This is a genomic window from Bradyrhizobium dasycarpum (genome assembly GCF_042019905.1).
GTDB lineage: Bacteria > Pseudomonadota > Alphaproteobacteria > Rhizobiales > Xanthobacteraceae > Bradyrhizobium > Bradyrhizobium japonicum_B.
Genome location: NZ_CP169574.1, coordinates 3,120,895 through 3,137,270 on the forward strand (window position 1 = coordinate 3,120,895; position 16,376 = coordinate 3,137,270).

Here is a 16,376-nt window from a genome sequence, read left to right on the forward strand (position 1 = left end):
ATGTCGGACACGGTCCTCGTCCTCAATTCGGGATCCTCGAGCATCAAGTTCGGCCTGTTCGACATCTCGGCGGCCGAGCCCGTCCTGCTTTGCAAGGGCCTGCTCGACGAGCATGAGGCAAGACCGCGCCTCGTGGTAAAGAGTCCCACGGGCGAGGACCTGCTCGCGGCACGGAAGGAGGCGCCGGACGCCGACGGCGGCCATTTGTTCGCCGACGTGCTCGCCTTCATCGAGAGCAGGTTCAGCGCGCACAGCCTGCGCGCGGCCGGCCACCGCATCGTCCACGGGGGCCGGATTATTCAGGCCCGGTCGTACTGACGGACGACGTCACCGCGAAGCTGGCGGCATTGACGCCGCTGGCGCCGCTGCACCAGCCGCGCTGCCTCGCGCCCGTTCGCGCGCTTGCGGCGATCCGGCCTGCGCTGACGCAGATCGCCTGCTTCGACACCGCCTTCCACCACGGCCTCGCGCAGCCGGCGCGGCGCTTTGCGATTCCGCGGCAATATGAAGAGCGTGGCGTCCGACGCTACGGCTTTCACGGCCTCTCCTTCGAATATGTCGCGGGCCGCCTCGCCGCGATCGCGCCGGAGCTCATCGCCAAGCGCAGCGTCATCGCGCATCTCGGCAACGGCGCCAGCCTGTGCGCGTTGCACCATGGCCGCAGCATCGACACCACGATGGGACTGACGCCGCTCGACGGCCTCGTCATGGGCACCCGCTGCGGCACCATCGATCCCGGCGTGCTGCTTTATCTGCAGCAGCATGAGAAGATGTCGGCCGAGCAGATCCAGCACCTTCTCTATCACCAGTCCGGCCTGCTCGGCGTCTCCGGCATCTCCGCGGACATGCGAACGTTGCTGGCGAGCGGCGAGGCCGAGGCGCGGGAGGCGATCGAGCTCTTCACTTACCGCGCGGCGCAGCAGATCGCGATGATGGCCACAGCACTCGGCGGGCTCGACTGCCTGGTCTTCACCGGCGGCATCGGCGAGCACGCCAAGGAGATTCGCAGCGCGATCTGCGAGGGGCTCGGCTGGCTCGGCGTGCGCATCGATGCTGCGGCGAACGATGCGGCGCGCGAGCAGATCGGCGCTGGCGGAAGTGCTATTGATGTGTTCGTCATCCCGACCGATGAAGAGATGACGATTGCGCGACATTGTGCGGCGCTGATCCGCAGCCGCAACGCCACGTGACATTTTTATGAATGATCTGCCGCAATGATGCCGCCGCGGTTTCGCGGCATAAGCATCGCAGCAATCCTCGAGCGGACAGATCATGAAGACCCATATCATCGAAGAGCTCGGACAAGGCGGCATCCTGTTGCCCGCGCTGGTGGCGGAAGGGCTCGCCGCCAACGACCGCATCAAGGTGCGGATGAGCGCGCTGCAGGCGGCGGCCCGGCATGCGCAGGAGCCGGGTCGACCCGCGAGCGACCTTGGCGTGGAGAGTCAGGCTGCGGGCATCGCCCCCGCGGCGATCGCCGCGCTGATCGGCGGCGCCCGCCCGATCGGACAGGGTCGGCTCGCGGCTCCCGATCTGGCGCAGCTGATGCAGGCGATTGCGGAAGATGCGGCGACCATGATCCGCGCCGTCGCCGCCGGGGCGGCGAACGAAGGCGAGAAAGCGCGGGCGCGCCTCGACACGATCCGCGCGGCCGGCCTGCTCGACCCCGCCGATGAGATCGCAATGTCCCACATCGTGCGACTGACCGGCGTGGACGCAGGCGGCGACAGCCTGCATCGCCTCGTCATGGACCTGCACAAACAGCTCAACAGGCTGGCAACGAGCTGCGCGGAAGAAGCGCTCGACGGCGCCCATGTCTTCGGCCTGCACAGCGAGGACCGGCCGGCCGTCGCCGCCTTCATGAAGGGCCTGAACGCGACGCGCGGTCTGAAGTTCAATCACCCCGGCCTCGACACCATGGCAACACGCGCCAGCGGCCGGCTGCTGATCCAGAACGACATCGGCACCACGGACGCCCATGTCGTCGTGATCGCGGTGAAGAAGAACGCGGTCACCGTCACCTACACCGATGTGCATCTGGCGCGGGCGAAATTCTTCATCTCGCTGTTCGACGCGTTCGCGGCGAGTTGGAGCGGTCTTGATCGCCACACCGCAGCCGGCCTCGGCGAGGACAATTCCTTCTACCTGGTCACCGGCCAGTATCAGGGCGACCACGCCGCCGATCGCAACGAATTCCTCGCAGCGCTCGGTGCCGCACTGGTCTTTCTGATCGACTGGAATAAGGCGCGCAAGCTGCTCCGGACCTGGGTCGCCAAAGAGGACGCGGCACGCATCCTGGAGTGGGCGGCGCGTCAGCGGATCGGCCATCGCGGCTTCCTCGAACTCGGCGGCAACGAGCTGCTGGGCTCGGCGGTGCGGAATGCCGCTCCCACGCGGATCGGCTTCGGCGAGCGGCTCGACCAGGCGCTCGGGCGCACCGCCGCGATCGATTTCCTCAAGGCATCCCTGCGCGCCTCGACCGAGGCATTGTTGGCGGGCCGCTCGGTGAGGACGGTGCGCGACCAGATCGAAGCCGATCTGATGCGGCACCTGGATCGCGTCGATGGCGCTCTTCTCGCAGCCGTGCTGCGCCAGATCGGTCTCGCCCACGATCTCGTCGCGGCGATCTCGCGCCACATTGCCGCCCTGCGCGCCGCCCAGCCCGCCGACGGCAGGCTGCTGACGCAACGCTGCGGCATGATCGAGCAGAAGGCCGACAGAATCGCGATCGAGAGCCGCAACGAGGTCGATCGGCTCAATGCGCGCCCGCTGATCGGCCAGTTGATCGATCGTGCAGAGGAAGCGATCGACGAACTGGAGCAGGCCGCATTCATCGCCTCGCTGATGCCGGAAAAGACCGAACCGTCCTTGCTGGCATCGCTGGCCGAGCTTTGCGCCGTGGCCGAGATCGCGACCGAAGTGGCCGCGAGCGGCATCGCCGCTGCGATCGACGTGCCGGAAGGACGGCGCGCCGAATCAGAGGACGCGCTTTCCGCCGTGACGCGCCTGATCGACGCCGAACACGCCGCTGACAGACGCGAACGCGCGACGACCGCGCTGGTCTTCGGCGGCGGCTGCGACGTCGCGACCTCGCTGTCGGTGATCGAGCTCGCCCGCGCCGTCGAGCGCGCCACCGATCGCTTCGCCGCGTTCGGCCATCTGCTCCGCCGCCACATCATGATCGATCTCGCAGCTTGAGGGGACCACCATGCATATCGTGCGTATCGGCGCTGACGCCGCCGACTTGCGGCCCGCCGAAGAAATCGGCGCCAAGGCCGCCAATCTCGCCCGCATGGCGGCGCTGGGCCTGCCGGTGCCGCCCGCCTTCGTGCTCCCGGTCAAGCTCTGCGTCGAGATCATCGCCGGCCATGCACACGCCACGCGGCATCTGCGCGACGGCTTGAAGGAGGGAATTTCGTTTCTGGAGAGCGCCACCGGAAAGCGCTTCGGGGACCGTCGGCAGCCGCTGCTGGTGTCGGTGCGCTCGGGGGCGGCGCGATCGATGCCGGGCATGCTCGAAACCGTCCTCAATGTCGGCTGCACGCTGGACGCCGTGCACGGCCTGATCCGCGCGACCGGCCGGCCGCGGCTCGCCTGGGATTGCCGGCGCCGTTTCCTGGAGAGCTTCGGCGAGACCGTGCTCGGGCTCGACCAGGCCGGGTTTGCCACACGCATCTCCGAACTCGTCGCAGCCGAATACGCCGGCAGCGACCGCGAGCTCGACAGTGAAGCGCTCGAGCGGCTCGCCGGCCGCGAGCAGGCGCTGATCGAGGACCAAGGCGACGGCTCGCTGGAGGATGCCTTCGCGCAGTTGGAGGCGGCGGCCCAAGCTGTTTATTGCTCCTGGACGAGCGAGCGCGCGCAGACTTATCGGAGCCTCCAGCACCTCGAAGCGCTCGAGGGCACCGCCGTGACCGTGCAGGCGATGGTGTTCGGCAATGGCGGTCTTGCCTCCGGCGCGGGCGTGGCATTCTCGCGCGATCCGTCGACGGGCGCGCCGCGCCCGATGATCGACCTCGTGCTCGATGCGCAGGGCGAAGACGTCGTTTCCGGACGGCGCGCACCCGATACGCCAGAGGCGATCGCCCGCGAGCTGCCAAAACTGGAATCTGAGCTCGGCGATGTCCTGAGGCGGCTCGAGCACGCGTTCGCCGATGCGCAGGACGTCGAGTTCACGGTCGAGAACGGCAAGCTCTGGATCCTCCAGACCCGGACGGCCAAGCGCACGCCGCGAGCCGCCGCCAGGATTGCGATCGACCTCGTGCATGAAGGCCTGATCTCGAAGGACGAGGCATTGGAACGGATCGCGGAGGTCGACCTCGCCTCGCTCACCGAAACCAGATTGGTTGCTCCGGGCAGACCAGCTGTGACCGGCATCGGCGCCTCCGGCGGCATTGGGATCGGACGGGCGGTGTTCTCGTCCGAAAGCGCCCAGCGTCTATCGGCGGCGGGCGAGCCGGTCATCCTGCTGCGCCCCGACACCAGCACCGCCGATGTCGCAGGCTTCGCGCTTGCCGCCGGCATCGTCACGTCGATCGGCGCGCGCACCTCGCATGCGGCCTTGGTGGCGCGGCAAATGGGCAAACCCTGCGTGGTCGGCTGCCGCGAGCTGAAGATCGATCCCGCCGCAAAGCGGGCCCAGCTCGGAAGCGCCACGCTTGACGAAGGCGAGTGGATGACGATCGAGGGCGACGCCGGAGAGCTCTATCTCGGACGATGCGAGACGATCCGGACCCGCCCCGAAGCCGAGCTTGCCGAGATCGCGGCATGGCAGGCGCAATCCCCCCAACATGACAGGCACGCCGCCGCGTCTTAGAGCGCGATGAGATTGTATGAATCCTCGTGCTTTTGGTTCCTGTTCACGCATGTTCTTTCCGGAGAACCGCTTCGCACTTTTCCGGGTCATGCTTCAGTGACCGCTGCCGGTCAGGAGCTGAAAACTTCCCATCGCGACCTCGATCAGGATCAGCACCACGACGGCAATCTCCAGGCGGAGCGAGCGCTGGGTGTCGATGATGTCGGTCAGCGCGTTGGCGGTCTCCGACACCGCGGCAAGCTTGCGCTCGAGCGTGTCGAGGCGCTCCTTCAGCTCGTACTCGTCCTCCAGGCGCGAATAGAGCCGATCGAGCTCGGGCTTCTCCCAGAGCACGTCGGGCTTCTCGGCGATGGCGACGCGGCCGGCGACCCGCTGCTGCACCAGCAGTGCGTTGCCGATCAATTGCAGGATGGCCTTGCGCCGTTGCGGCGTGCGGCCGTGTTCGGCGAGCTCCCGTGCAAACGGCTCGATCACGTCGAAGACCGCGGCGACGCGCCGCTCGTCGCGCGCCAGCGACGTGCTCTTGGCGAGCGCATCCGCAATCAGCAGCAGCCGGTCGTCGGAAAATTTGGCAAGGCAGATCGGCCCGCCCGGCTGGATCGCCTCGGCGGCCTCATCGCTGCAGAGCTGGGCCTGCGCGATCTCTTCTTCGTAGGGGCTGAGCTCTCCGGTCACGCGTGACGTCAGGTTGTCGATGAGAACCTTCTCCTCCGACGGGAGCAGACCGATCAGCACCACGACGCCGTAGCGGAAGACCACGGCGAGACCGGCATGGACCCGGAAGGCCGCCGGGGTGGAAGAGACCAGCGTCCCGATCTCCAGGCCGGAAGCATTGATGCGGTCGCCCAGCATCAGCGCCCGGATCCGCAAGGTGGGCGCGGCCTGCTTCGGCGAGAGCGGCGCCGCCGACGGCGATTTGATCGGCGTTCATATCAGGCCTCTCCTGCGCGCAAGATCACACATTTTCATTCGACCTTTCCCTGCAAGCTGCATCCTCAGCTGTGGCAGGAGTGCCGGCGCAGCGAGAATGCCGCCATGAAGCCCCGGTTTGATACTGTCGGGCCGGGCTTGTGCCGAAACAATCGGCAATATTACCAGCCCGCGCAGGACACTTTTGACTGCAATGACTGGCGAGGGTTTACCATCGCATGCCGCGGCACCGCCGGAAAGTTGCACTCGGCCACGCTTCGGGTTTATGACAACAGCATGCAGCGCTACGCTTCTCCCGAAATGCGGACATTGAAGCCTCAATCATGCTGAGCGTCATCATTCCGACCGAAGGCGTCGAGCAGACGGCGGTGGCGACTCTGGCCGCGCTGGTGCCCGGCGCCGCCGCCGGTGTCGTCCGGGAAGTGCTCCTGGTCGACGGCACCCGCAACGGGGTGATCGAGCGCGTCGCCGACGTCGCGGGCTGCCGTTTCGTCGGCTTCGAGGGGACCTCGCAGGGCGCCGCGCTCGCCGCCGGCGCGCTCCAGGCGCGTTCGCCCTGGTTGATGTTCCTGCCGGCCGGCGCCGTGCTGGAAACCGGCTGGATCGAGGAGACCACCCAGTTCATCCAGGCGGTCGCGAGCAGCGGACGGGACCGGGCCGCGGTGTTCCGCTATGCCCGCTCGCCTTATGCAGATACCGGATTGCGCGACATCCTCCGGGCCGTGGCGCGCGGGCTGATTGGCCCGCTCGGAGGCCAGGGGCTTCTAATTGCCCGTGGTCATTACGACCGGATCGGCGGCTACCCGCCGCAGGCTCGGCATTCCGAGGCACAGCTGCTCCGGCGGCTCGGCCGCTCGTCCCGCACCATGCTGCGCAGCCGCATCGTCATGATCAACTGAGATCAGCCAATACTTGCCAAAATCAAATAATTATTTGACAATGGCAAGCATTGAGGTGATCCATGCCGATCGACGGTACCGACGACCCCATTGCAGCGGTCCGCGCATTCAACCGCTTCTATACCCGCAAACTTGGCGTGCTCGACCAGCACCTGGGAAGGAGCCCGTTTTCCCTCAGCGAGGCCCGGGTGCTGTATGAGCTCGCGCAGCGCGACGAGCTGGCGGCCAAAGAGATCGGAAGCGAGCTTGGTCTCGACCCCGGCTATCTCAGCCGCATCGTCCAGAGCTTCGACGAAAAGGGGCTGATCGCGCGACGGCCCCTGCCCGCGGATCGCAGGCAATACCAGCTCAGCCTCACCGCCAAGGGCCGCCAGGCGTTCGCCAAGCTGAACCTGAGCTCGCAAAACGAGGTCGCCGCAATGCTGGCTCAGCTTTCGGCCAGCGATGTATCGCGGCTCACGCAGGCGATGGCGACCATCGAATCCGTGCTGGAGCAACGCCGAAGCCAGCCCGCGGCTGTCATGCTGCGCAGCCATCGCGTCGGCGACATGGGCTGGGTCATCTCGCGACAGGGCGCCGCCTATGCCGCGGACTACAACTGGGACATCAGCTACGAGGCGCTGGTCGCCGAGATCTGCGCGCAGTTCATCCGGAACTACGACGCCGCGCGCGAACATTGCTGGATCGCGGAATTGGGCGGCGAGCCGGTCGGCTCGGTCTTCCTGGTCAAGGCCACGGACGAGATCGCCAAGCTGCGCCTGTTGCAGGTGGAGAAGAAGGCACGGGGCCTCGGTGTCGGTCGCGCGCTGGTCGAGCAGTGCATCCAGGGCGCACGTGAGAGGGGTTACAGCAAGATGACGCTGTGGACGCAGAGCATCCTGGTCGCCGCGCGCGGCATCTACAAGAGTGCAGGCTTCAAGCTCGTGGCCACTGAGCCGCATCACAGTTTTGGGCAGGATCTGATCGGCGAGACCTGGGAGCGGGATCTCTAACCTCACTGCGGGTGCCATCCGCATTGCTGTGCCCTCGCCCTTGCGGGAGAGGGCAGCAGAGGGATCGTAGGGTGGGCAAAGGCGCGCTCTTCGCGCGCAGTGCCCACCACCTTTCAGCAATGGCAAAAATCGTGGGCACGCTGCGCTTTGCCCACCCTACGAGGCTGTCGGCGTGGAAAGAGACCGGTCAGCCATCCGCACCTACGCCGTCGCGCCCTGCGCCTTCGGCCTTCGCAGATGCTCGTCCAGACGCGGCATGATCTCGACGAAATTGCAGGGCCGCGTACGGTAGTCGAGCTGGGCCGCGAGGATGCCGTCCCAGCCGTCGCGGCAGGCGCCGGGAGAGCCGGGCAGGCAGAAGATGTAGGTCGCACCCGCAACGCCCGCCGTGGCGCGGCTCTGGATCGTCGACGTGCCGATCTTGGCGTGGCTCAGCATGTGGAACGCGATCGAGAAACCGTCCATGCGCTTTTCGAACAGCGGCTCGACTGCCTCCGGCGTGACGTCGCGCCCGGTAAAGCCGGTGCCGCCGGTGGTGATGACGACGTCGACGCCGGCATCCGCGATCCAGCGGCGAACAACGTCGCGGATCGCCTCGATGTCATCGGTGACGATCTCGCGCGCGGCAAGGCGATGGCCGGCAGCGGTGAGACGATCGACCAGCGTCTGGCCGGACTTGTCGTCCGCAAGCGCGCGCGTATCCGATACCGTGAGCACCGCGATATTGAGCGGGATGAACTGCTTGGTTTCGTCGATGGAGGCCATTCTTCACCCTCAAATGTCGTTCCGGGACTCGCGGAGCGCGAACCCGGAACCTCGCGCAATCACATCCGGATTCCGGGTTCGCGCTCCGCACGCCCCGGAATGACGCACTACAACGCCCCCGCTCCGAACGTGTTGCAGGCCTGGACCGTGCCCTGCTGGTAGCCGGTCATGAACCATTGCTTGCGCTGCGCCGCCGAACCGTGGGTGAAGGAATCCGGCACGACGCGGCCCGTCGACTTGCGCTGCAGCGTATCATCGCCGATCGCGCTCGCCGTGGTCAGCGCTGCCTCGATGTCGCCGGGCTCGAGGAAGTTCGGACGCTTCTTCGCCTCGCGATTGACCCAGACGCCGGACAGGCAGTCGGCCTGCAGTTCGACCTTCACCTGGAGCGCATTCGCCTCCGCCTTCGAGCCCGCCTGCTGCTGCAGCCGCGTCACCCGCGGAATGATGCCGAGCAGGTTCTGGATGTGATGGCCGGCCTCGTGCGCGATGATGTAGGCGGTGGTGAAATTGCACGCCGACTTGCCGGAGCAGCCGCGGAAGCGCGTCTCGACCTCGCGGAAGAAACCGGTGTCGAGGAAGATGGTGCGATCCGGCGGACAATAGAACGGGCCCATCGCTGACTGCGCCATGCCGCAGCGTCCGCCATTGGTGGCGTTGCGGAACAGCACGATCTTCGGCCCGGTATAGGACTGGCCCGATGCCTGGAAGATCTCGCTCCAGCGGTCGTCGAGCTCGCCGAGGATTCCGGAGATCATGCTGCCCATCTCGTCGGTCGGCGCGCCGCGCTTGCCGGAGGAGGCCTGGCGGTCGGTCTGGTAGCTCGGGGCATGGCCGCCGCCGGTGAGGATCTCGGCGCCGCCGATCAGGATGCGCGGATCGATGCCGAAGGCGTAACCGACGAGACCGAGGATGATGATGGTGCCGATGCCGAGCCCGCCGCCGCCCATCGGCAGGCCGAATCCGCCGCCTCCGCCGCCGCCAAAGCCGCCACCTTCGTCGCGACGATCCTCGATGTCGTCGCTGCGGCGGAAGTCATCGTAACGCATGGCGGCCTTCCTTTGGGGTCCCTGATTCAGGTCGTCGGCTTCGTCGGACGCATAAGCGGGAAAGCTCAACGCGCCACACACGTAAAATTTCCGTTGCTTTTATCAATATCGTGGCCGGCAAAAATTGCCTAGTGCGGCAACATGCCGATGCCAGCAATTTTTTCCGAGGGTCGAGCAATTTTTTCCGAGAGAAATTTGCGGCCTTTTTCAAGCCACGATTGCTTGCGCCGGCCGGAGACGCGCGAAATGCACTGTAAAACACGGCGAATGCGCACGACGACATGCACGCAGAACGCGACTTGAGGCCTGCTCAGCAAAGCGGCGGGTTAAGTCGATTTTTACTTTGCCGCTTCAATGTAACGGTCAGTCGGTTGTTTGGTCCCGCGTCGCCGACAGCGTCGCCTGAGTCAGAGTTCTTGAGTCATGGTAGAGTCGCGTCGCGGGGCGTCTGCAAGGGCGCCCCGCACAAATTTTGAGTCTCCGTCGCATCGCGTCATCCTCGGCGATTGCGTCGCCGAGATGTCGAAGCTTCAGGCCGGTTCGGTCGATCTCGTGTTCGCCGACCCGCCCTACAACCTCCAGCTCAAGGGCGATCTCAAGCGCCCCGACGAATCCCACGTCGACGCCGTCGACGACGACTGGGACAAGTTCGATTCGTTCTCCGCCTATGATGATTTCACCCGCGCCTGGCTGCTTGCCGCCCGCCGCGCGATGAAGCCGTCGGCGACGATCTGGGTGATCGGCTCGTATCACAACATCTTCCGCGTCGGCGCGATCATGCAGGACCTCGGCTTCTGGCTCCTGAACGACATCGTCTGGCGCAAGTCGAACCCGATGCCGAATTTCCGCGGCCGCCGCTTCACCAACGCGCACGAGACCATGATCTGGGCCGCGCGCGACGAGAAAGCCAAGGGCTACACGTTCAACTACGAGGCGCTGAAAGCCGCCAACGAGGACGTGCAGGCACGGTCCGACTGGCTGATTCCGCTCTGCACCGGCGAGGAGCGCCTCAAGGGCGCCGACGGCAAGAAAGTGCATCCGACGCAGAAGCCCGAAGGCCTGCTCGCGCGGGTGCTGCTGTCCTCGTCGAAGCCCGGCGATCTCGTGATCGACCCCTTCAACGGCACCGGCACCACCGGTGCGGTGGCCAAGCGCCTCGGCCGCTCCTATATCGGCTTCGAGCGCGACAAAACCTACGCCAAGGCCGCCGAAGCGCGCATCGCCGCGGTTGAGCCGCTGCCCGAGGCAAGCCTCGCCCCGTTCATGACTGCGCGCGAGGCGCCGCGGGTCGCGTTCTCCGAACTGATCGAGCGCGGCATGATCATGCCCGGCACGAAGCTGTTCGACGCCAAGAAGAAGCTCGGCGCCCTGGTCCGCGCCGACGGCGCCATCATGTTCGGCGACAAGGTCGGCTCGATCCACCGCATCGGAGCGGTGGCGCAAGGCGCGCAAGCCTGCAACGGCTGGACCTTCTGGCACGTCGAGACCAAGAAGGGTCTCAAGCTGATCGACGAGCTACGCGCCGAGATCCGCGCCGGCATGGCGGCGGAGTAGTTCTCCGCCGTCGCGCGCCCGGAAATGACGGAGTGTTGATCGAGGACCTCCTCATTCGGGACTAGGATCACCCGGTCCAACCGTCCTGGCGGGCCCGCTCCCATGCGACGACAGTCCGAGACATTGCTGTTGGTGCCGCTGCTGCCGATCTTCCTGGTCGGCATGTTTCCGATGTTCCTGATCGCCCTGCTCGGATTCTTCGGCCTCGCATTGTTCGGCGTGCTCGTGATCTGCGTCGGGCTCGCCAGCAGCAACGAGGCGCACGACAATTTCAATCACGACGTCATCGTGCACGGCTATTCGCGCGGATCGGAGCGGGCGGCGCGGGCCTCCGACATGCATCTCGCCGCGCGGCTCGGGCTGCGCCTGGAGGCGGTCGGCGCGGCGATGGTCCTTACGGCGGCGATCGGCTTTGCATATTACGGCTAACGGCACTCCCTGCCCGTCTGGCGGGGCGAAGCCGTCAGGCATACAGCCGGAGCGAGCCTCCGATCAGCGCGAGCGGCAGCCTGCGCCCTTACTCTCTCCGTTTCCTTCAATCATGACGCAGGAATGGCCGGGATCGCCGTCGGGATAGGGCACGCCTTTCATGATCAGGAACGTGACGGAATGCGCTCCGGTCAGCTGCGCGGGAAACCGGATCTTTTCGCGCACGATAAATTCGCCCGCGCGGTTCTCGGTGATCCGGCCTTTGGCCAACAGCTGGACCAACCCGGCCTGCGACGGCAGCACCTCATAGGGCGTCACCGCGGCGCTGGCGATCACGGCATTCGGGTCGATCTCGGTCACGCCGCCCGGGAAGAAGCGATCCATCTCCTCCTTGGCCCGGCTCGGCCCAGACCGGATGAGGACGTTGGCGAGATCGCCGATGATGTTGAGGGTGCCCTCGCTCTTGCGGATGACGAGCTTCTGACGCTGCTCCGCGGCGGTCTCGATCGTCCCCGACGGGATGCTGAAGCTCGCGACCGAATATCTGGTCGCGATCACGTCCGGCGGCTTGCCCGCTGAATTACTGATGAAAGCCGCGGTCTGAAACGATGCGCTGGAGGGAGCCTCGCTGAAATAGCCGAAGCAATTCGATCGCGACAGAAGCGTAATGCGGTCGCGCGGCATACCCGTGGCACCCACCAGAGAGGGCTGCCGCGGATCACCCGCGTTCGGACCGGTGCCCAAACTCGTCATCACGAGCCGCTCGACCCGCTGGACGGCGCCGCTGAACTGCCAGATCGTCGGGTGGTAGCTCGCGATCACGACGTAGAGCGGCTCGCTGCCGGGCTCGACCACGATGCGGCCGGCCCGGACCTCGTTGTCCTGCGAGCCGATGGTGACGCTCGACAACGCGTCCGTCTCGTACGCACTAAGGAGCACGACCTTGCTCGCATCCGAGGCCTTCGGGATGGCGCAGGCTGCCCGTTCGGCGTCGATTGCCTCCTGCTTCTTGCGGGCGATCTCGGCTTGATCGCGAAGCTTTTTCTGCCGTGCCACCACGTTCTCCGCGTCGGCGGCCTTGCGGCGGAAATCCGTTAGCTCCTGCTGGGATATCTTGACGTCGGCATCAGCATCGATGGTGCGAAACAAGACTTCGCCGGCAGCCTGATAGCCCGCCAGCGACAGCTCGCCGGATGTCGCGGCATCGAGTGTCAAGGCATCGCGCACACGTTGCGGATACCCGTTATTGGAAGGACGCGCCGAAGTCTGAGCCGGCTTGTAAGCTTCCACCAGGCTGACCTTGCCGTCCTTGTCGGCATCGGACGCCATGATCGTCTTGACGACCCGCTCCATGTCCTGCTCAAGCCGGCCGATCGGCGGCCTGTTTTCCATAGGCTGCGCCTGCAGGGACCTCTGCTCGTATCGCGTCACTTGCCTGACCTCATCTTCGGTCACCGCAGCATCGCCGTCGAGATCGTAGCGCATGACGAGCATGAAGGAGGCGATTCTGGCCTGCGGCGCCTCCATCAGCGTGTGAAGCGCCGCATCGTGCTCGGTCAGCTTGCCATCGCGGTCGGCATCGAGCTGGAAAAACTCGTCCCGCAGTTGCGCCATGTACCTGTTCAGGTCACTTCCTGCATACATGCGCCCCAGCAGGAGCCGCTCTCCTGGAGACGACGGCTGCTGCCCCCGCGCTGGGGTGACATGCGCCAATGCCGCCGCAAGCAGGCAGACCGACGCAATCCGGGAACAGCTCTTCGCCTGAAACATCGTGCACGTCTCCGCAATGCGATCGAGGACATACGATGGACGTGTATTCACGACAAGACACCACCTCCTGTTGATCCGGACAGGGTAAATTCTTGCTTGAATGCACACTTAAGTTTCCATCATGCCGCGGTCACGAAGTCTTATCTTGCAGACGCGGTGGAACCGACGCAGATAGATCCCGTAGACGCCACGCTGCACCCCATCTCGAGCTCACGGAATTGAGGGAGATCGATGCTCAAATTCTATTTCAACGGCTCGCCGAACCCGACCAAGGTCGCGCTTTACCTGGAAGAAGCCGGCCTACCGTACGAGCCCGTGAAGGTCGACACCCGCAAGGGTGAGCAGTTCGCGCCGGACTATCTCAAGATCAATCCGAACGGCAAGGTGCCGGCGATCGACGACAACGGGACGATCGTGTTCGACTCGAACGCGATCCTGCTCTATCTCGCCGAGAAGACCGGCAAGTTCCTGCCCGCCGCCAGCCTGCGCGGCGAGACGCTGTCATGGCTGATGTTCGTCGCCACCGGCCTCGGCCCCTATTCGGGCCAGGCGGTGCACTTCAAGCATTTCGCGCCGAAGGACCAGAACCACGACTACGCCCATAACCGCTACCAGTACGAGACCGATCGCCACTACAAGATTCTCGACGCTCACCTCGAAGGCCGCCGCTACCTGGTCGGCGACAGCTACTCGATCGTCGACATGGCGATGTGGGGCTGGGCGCGGATGCTGCCGTTCAAGCTCGGTGACGACGCCTTTGCGCGATACCCGAACGTGAAGCGGCTGGTGGACGAGATCTCGGCGCGCCCCGCAGCGGAGCGCGCGATCGCCTTGAAGGACAAGTTCACCTTCAAGGCCGAGATGGACGACGAGGCGCGCGCCAACATGTTCAAGCACATGACGACCAAGGTCGCCTGATCGCGAGACTTCAGCTGGGGCCACGCGCATGCGCGTGGCCCTTTGCTGTCACGACTCAGGCGGCGTGGACCGAGCTCAGGAACCTGGCGACTTCCTGTTTCAGCCGGCTGCTGTCGGCCGACAGAGAACGCGCCGCAGACAGCACCTGGGATGAGGCCGATCCGGTTTCGGAAGCGCCGCGCTGCACGTCGCCGATATTGGTCGAGACGCGCTGCGTACCATGTGCCGCTTGCTGGACGTTGCGGGAAATCTCCTGCGTCGCCGCGCCCTGCTGCTCCACGGCGGCGGCGACCGCCGACGAGATCTCCGACAGCCGCTCGATGGTGCCGCTGATCTCCCTGATGGCGCCGACCGACTGCTCGGTCGCAACCTGGATGTTGGAGATCTGCTGGCCGATCTCGCCGGTGGCTTTCGCGGTCTGCTCGGCCAGCGCCTTGACCTCGGAAGCGACCACGGCAAAGCCGCGGCCGGCATCGCCGGCGCGCGCCGCCTCGATGGTGGCATTCAGCGCCAACAGGTTGGTCTGGCCGGCGATGGTGCTGATCAGCTCGACCACGTCGCCGATTCGCGCGGCGGCCTTGGAGAGCTCACCGACATGCGCGTTGGTCCTGCTCGCCTGACCGACGGCCTCGCCGGCGATCCGCGCGGATTCCTGCACCTGGCGGGCGATCTCGGACACCGATGAGGAGAGCTCCTCGGTCGCCGAGGCAACAGCCTGCACATTGGCCGACGCCTCCTGCGAGGCGCTGGCCACCTCCGTCGACAAATCCTGCGCCCGCGAGGCGGTCGTGGTCAAAGTGCCGGCGGAGGCTTCGAGCTCGTTGGACGCCGACGACACCGTGTTGACGATCTCGCCGACGGCCTGTTCGAACTGATCCGCCAGCCTGGCCATGTCCTGCTTGCGGCTTTCGGCCTGCCGCGCCTCGAGCTCGGCCTGCTCGGCGCGCATGCGCTCGGTCTCGATCATGTTGTCCTTGAACACCTGGATCGCCTTGGCCATGTCGCCGATCTCGTCGGCCTTGCCACGACCGGGAATCTCGACCGCGAGATTGCCGCCGGCAATCAGCCCCATCGCACGCGTCATCGAGGTCAGGGGACCGACGATGCTGCGGGCGATCAGGAAGGCGACGATGCTGCCGAACAGGATGGCAAGGCCGCCTGCAATCTCCTGAATGGTCGTCGTGCCCGCGATCACGTCTTCGGCATGGGTGCGCAGAATCCTGATAGTCCTTCTTCAGGGTCGTTTCAGCAACCTTGAGCCTGCCGATGCTGTCGACGATGAGGGGCGCGAGGTTGTTGTGGTAGATCTCGTCGGCCTGGAGCATCGCGGCGGAGGTGGTCTCGAACGCGGATTTGTAGATGCCGAGCGCGGTCTTCACCGGCGCGAGCGTGGATCGCAATTCCGCTGCCTGTGGGCTCTTTTCGATCGCGGCGAGCCGTTGCGCCGCCCTGTCCACACTGGCCCGGAAGTTGGCCGGCCCCTGGGTGTCGCGCAGGGCCAGGAAACGCCAGTTGGCGACCCGAACGAGGAGGACCCTGGATTCGAGGTCGGCAACGAGGGCCGCGGTGTCTTCGTCGACGGCTGCGCGCGCCGTATCGACCAGCTTGGCCATTTTCACGGCCAGCTCTTCGCCGCTCGGCAGCAACGTCGCCTTGCCCGTCCTCGCCTCGTTGACGGCGTCTCCGAGATTGTCACGCAGCCGTCGCATCTTGGCGACGTCGTCGATGAGGCCGTTGTAGAGCGCCCGCCGCTCCTCCGAGAGCGTCCCCTTCGCGCCGACTCGCAACAGCTCGGTCGCTGCGGTTTCGCGCTCTTGCGCCTCTTTCATCGCGGGTTCGTTGGCATCGTAGATGTAGCGCAGATTGGCGCGCTGGATGGCCTGAAGGTGGGTCGATATCTCCAGCACCCGCGCCGTGCTGTCCGAGAGCGCAGATTGTCTTGCGACCTGATCCTGCACCACCCGCAAATTCCAGACCGCCACCACGGCCATCACGAGACCAACCGCCACCAGGGCCATGAAGCCTGCGTACAGGCGTCCCCTGATCCGCAAACGAAACTTCGGCATTCCCACTGTCCACCAAGATGCATTTCACTTCGAGCGGCCGAACGAGTCCGGCGATCGTCAGCGGCCACCCCGGCAGCCGCGCGTCGCGTCCTTGCGACCCACGCTGCACCGCGACACAATGGAGGACACTCGTTAATTGAACCTTCAAATTCTTCGCGCGTGCGCGCATCGTTACGCACGGATCTGCT

General features: G+C 65.7%; 11 protein-coding genes and 2 pseudogenes. 8 read left to right on the forward strand and 5 right to left on the reverse strand.

Features of this window, described 5'->3' with window-relative positions; translation table 11 throughout:
• From ACETMP_RS15140 to ACETMP_RS15150, 3 genes and pseudogenes are all read left to right on the forward strand, one after another.
• Positions 1-1,190: pseudogene (locus ACETMP_RS15140) on the forward strand (acetate/propionate family kinase).
• 82 nt (positions 1,191-1,272) lie between these two features.
• Positions 1,273-3,198 (forward strand): hypothetical protein, encoded by a 1,926-nt coding sequence (locus ACETMP_RS15145; protein WP_375161551.1) that lies wholly within the window; start codon positions 1,273-1,275, stop codon positions 3,196-3,198.
• A 10-nt stretch (positions 3,199-3,208) separates the two neighbouring features.
• Positions 3,209-4,816, forward strand: a complete 1,608-nt coding sequence (locus ACETMP_RS15150; RefSeq protein WP_375161552.1) for a PEP/pyruvate-binding domain-containing protein — start codon at positions 3,209-3,211, stop codon at positions 4,814-4,816.
• A gap of 93 nt (positions 4,817-4,909) precedes the next feature.
• Here the strand turns inward: ACETMP_RS15150 and ACETMP_RS15155 are convergent, their stop codons facing one another.
• The gene (locus ACETMP_RS15155) at positions 4,910-5,668 is read right to left on the reverse strand and encodes an RMD1 family protein (RefSeq protein WP_375161553.1); all 759 of its coding nucleotides are present in this window, start codon (positions 5,666-5,668) and stop codon (positions 4,910-4,912) included.
• Between the two features lie 401 nt (positions 5,669-6,069).
• On the opposite strand from ACETMP_RS15155, the gene ACETMP_RS15160 reads away from it, so the two are divergent.
• Positions 6,070-6,645, forward strand: a complete 576-nt coding sequence (locus tag ACETMP_RS15160; RefSeq protein WP_375161554.1) for a glycosyl transferase — start codon at positions 6,070-6,072, stop codon at positions 6,643-6,645.
• Positions 6,646-6,707: 62 nt separating this feature from the next.
• The gene (locus ACETMP_RS15165; protein ID WP_375161555.1) at positions 6,708-7,637 is read left to right on the forward strand and encodes a GNAT family N-acetyltransferase; all 930 of its coding nucleotides are present in this window, start codon (positions 6,708-6,710) and stop codon (positions 7,635-7,637) included.
• 201 nt (positions 7,638-7,838) lie between these two features.
• Here the strand turns inward: ACETMP_RS15165 and moaB are convergent, their stop codons facing one another.
• The gene (moaB, locus tag ACETMP_RS15170; RefSeq protein ID WP_375161556.1) at positions 7,839-8,402 is read right to left on the reverse strand and encodes a molybdenum cofactor biosynthesis protein B; all 564 of its coding nucleotides are present in this window, start codon (positions 8,400-8,402) and stop codon (positions 7,839-7,841) included.
• Between the two features lie 107 nt (positions 8,403-8,509).
• Complete coding sequence (locus tag ACETMP_RS15175) at positions 8,510-9,451, reverse strand: neutral zinc metallopeptidase (protein WP_375161557.1); 942 nt, start codon at positions 9,449-9,451, stop codon at positions 8,510-8,512.
• A gap of 423 nt (positions 9,452-9,874) precedes the next feature.
• Here ACETMP_RS15175 and ACETMP_RS15180 point away from each other — a divergent pair, with 423 nt between their 5' ends.
• Positions 9,875-11,005, forward strand: coding sequence for a site-specific DNA-methyltransferase (locus ACETMP_RS15180; protein WP_375161558.1), 1,131 nt, complete (start codon positions 9,875-9,877; stop codon positions 11,003-11,005).
• Positions 11,006-11,107: 102 nt separating this feature from the next.
• Positions 11,108-11,434 carry a hypothetical protein gene (locus tag ACETMP_RS15185; protein WP_375161559.1) on the forward strand — a complete coding sequence of 109 codons (327 nt, stop codon included), beginning with the start codon at positions 11,108-11,110 and terminating at the stop codon, positions 11,432-11,434.
• 63 nt (positions 11,435-11,497) lie between these two features.
• On the opposite strand, the gene ACETMP_RS15190 is transcribed toward ACETMP_RS15185, so the two are convergent.
• Positions 11,498-13,048, reverse strand: a complete 1,551-nt coding sequence (locus ACETMP_RS15190) for a hypothetical protein (RefSeq protein WP_375161560.1) — start codon at positions 13,046-13,048, stop codon at positions 11,498-11,500.
• Between the two features lie 387 nt (positions 13,049-13,435).
• Here ACETMP_RS15190 and ACETMP_RS15195 point away from each other — a divergent pair, with 387 nt between their 5' ends.
• Positions 13,436-14,122, forward strand: a complete 687-nt coding sequence (locus ACETMP_RS15195) for a glutathione S-transferase family protein (protein ID WP_375161561.1) — start codon at positions 13,436-13,438, stop codon at positions 14,120-14,122.
• A gap of 55 nt (positions 14,123-14,177) precedes the next feature.
• Here the strand turns inward: ACETMP_RS15195 and ACETMP_RS15200 are convergent.
• Positions 14,178-16,188, reverse strand: a pseudogene (locus ACETMP_RS15200) (methyl-accepting chemotaxis protein).
• Between the last annotated feature and the right edge of the window lie 188 nt (positions 16,189-16,376).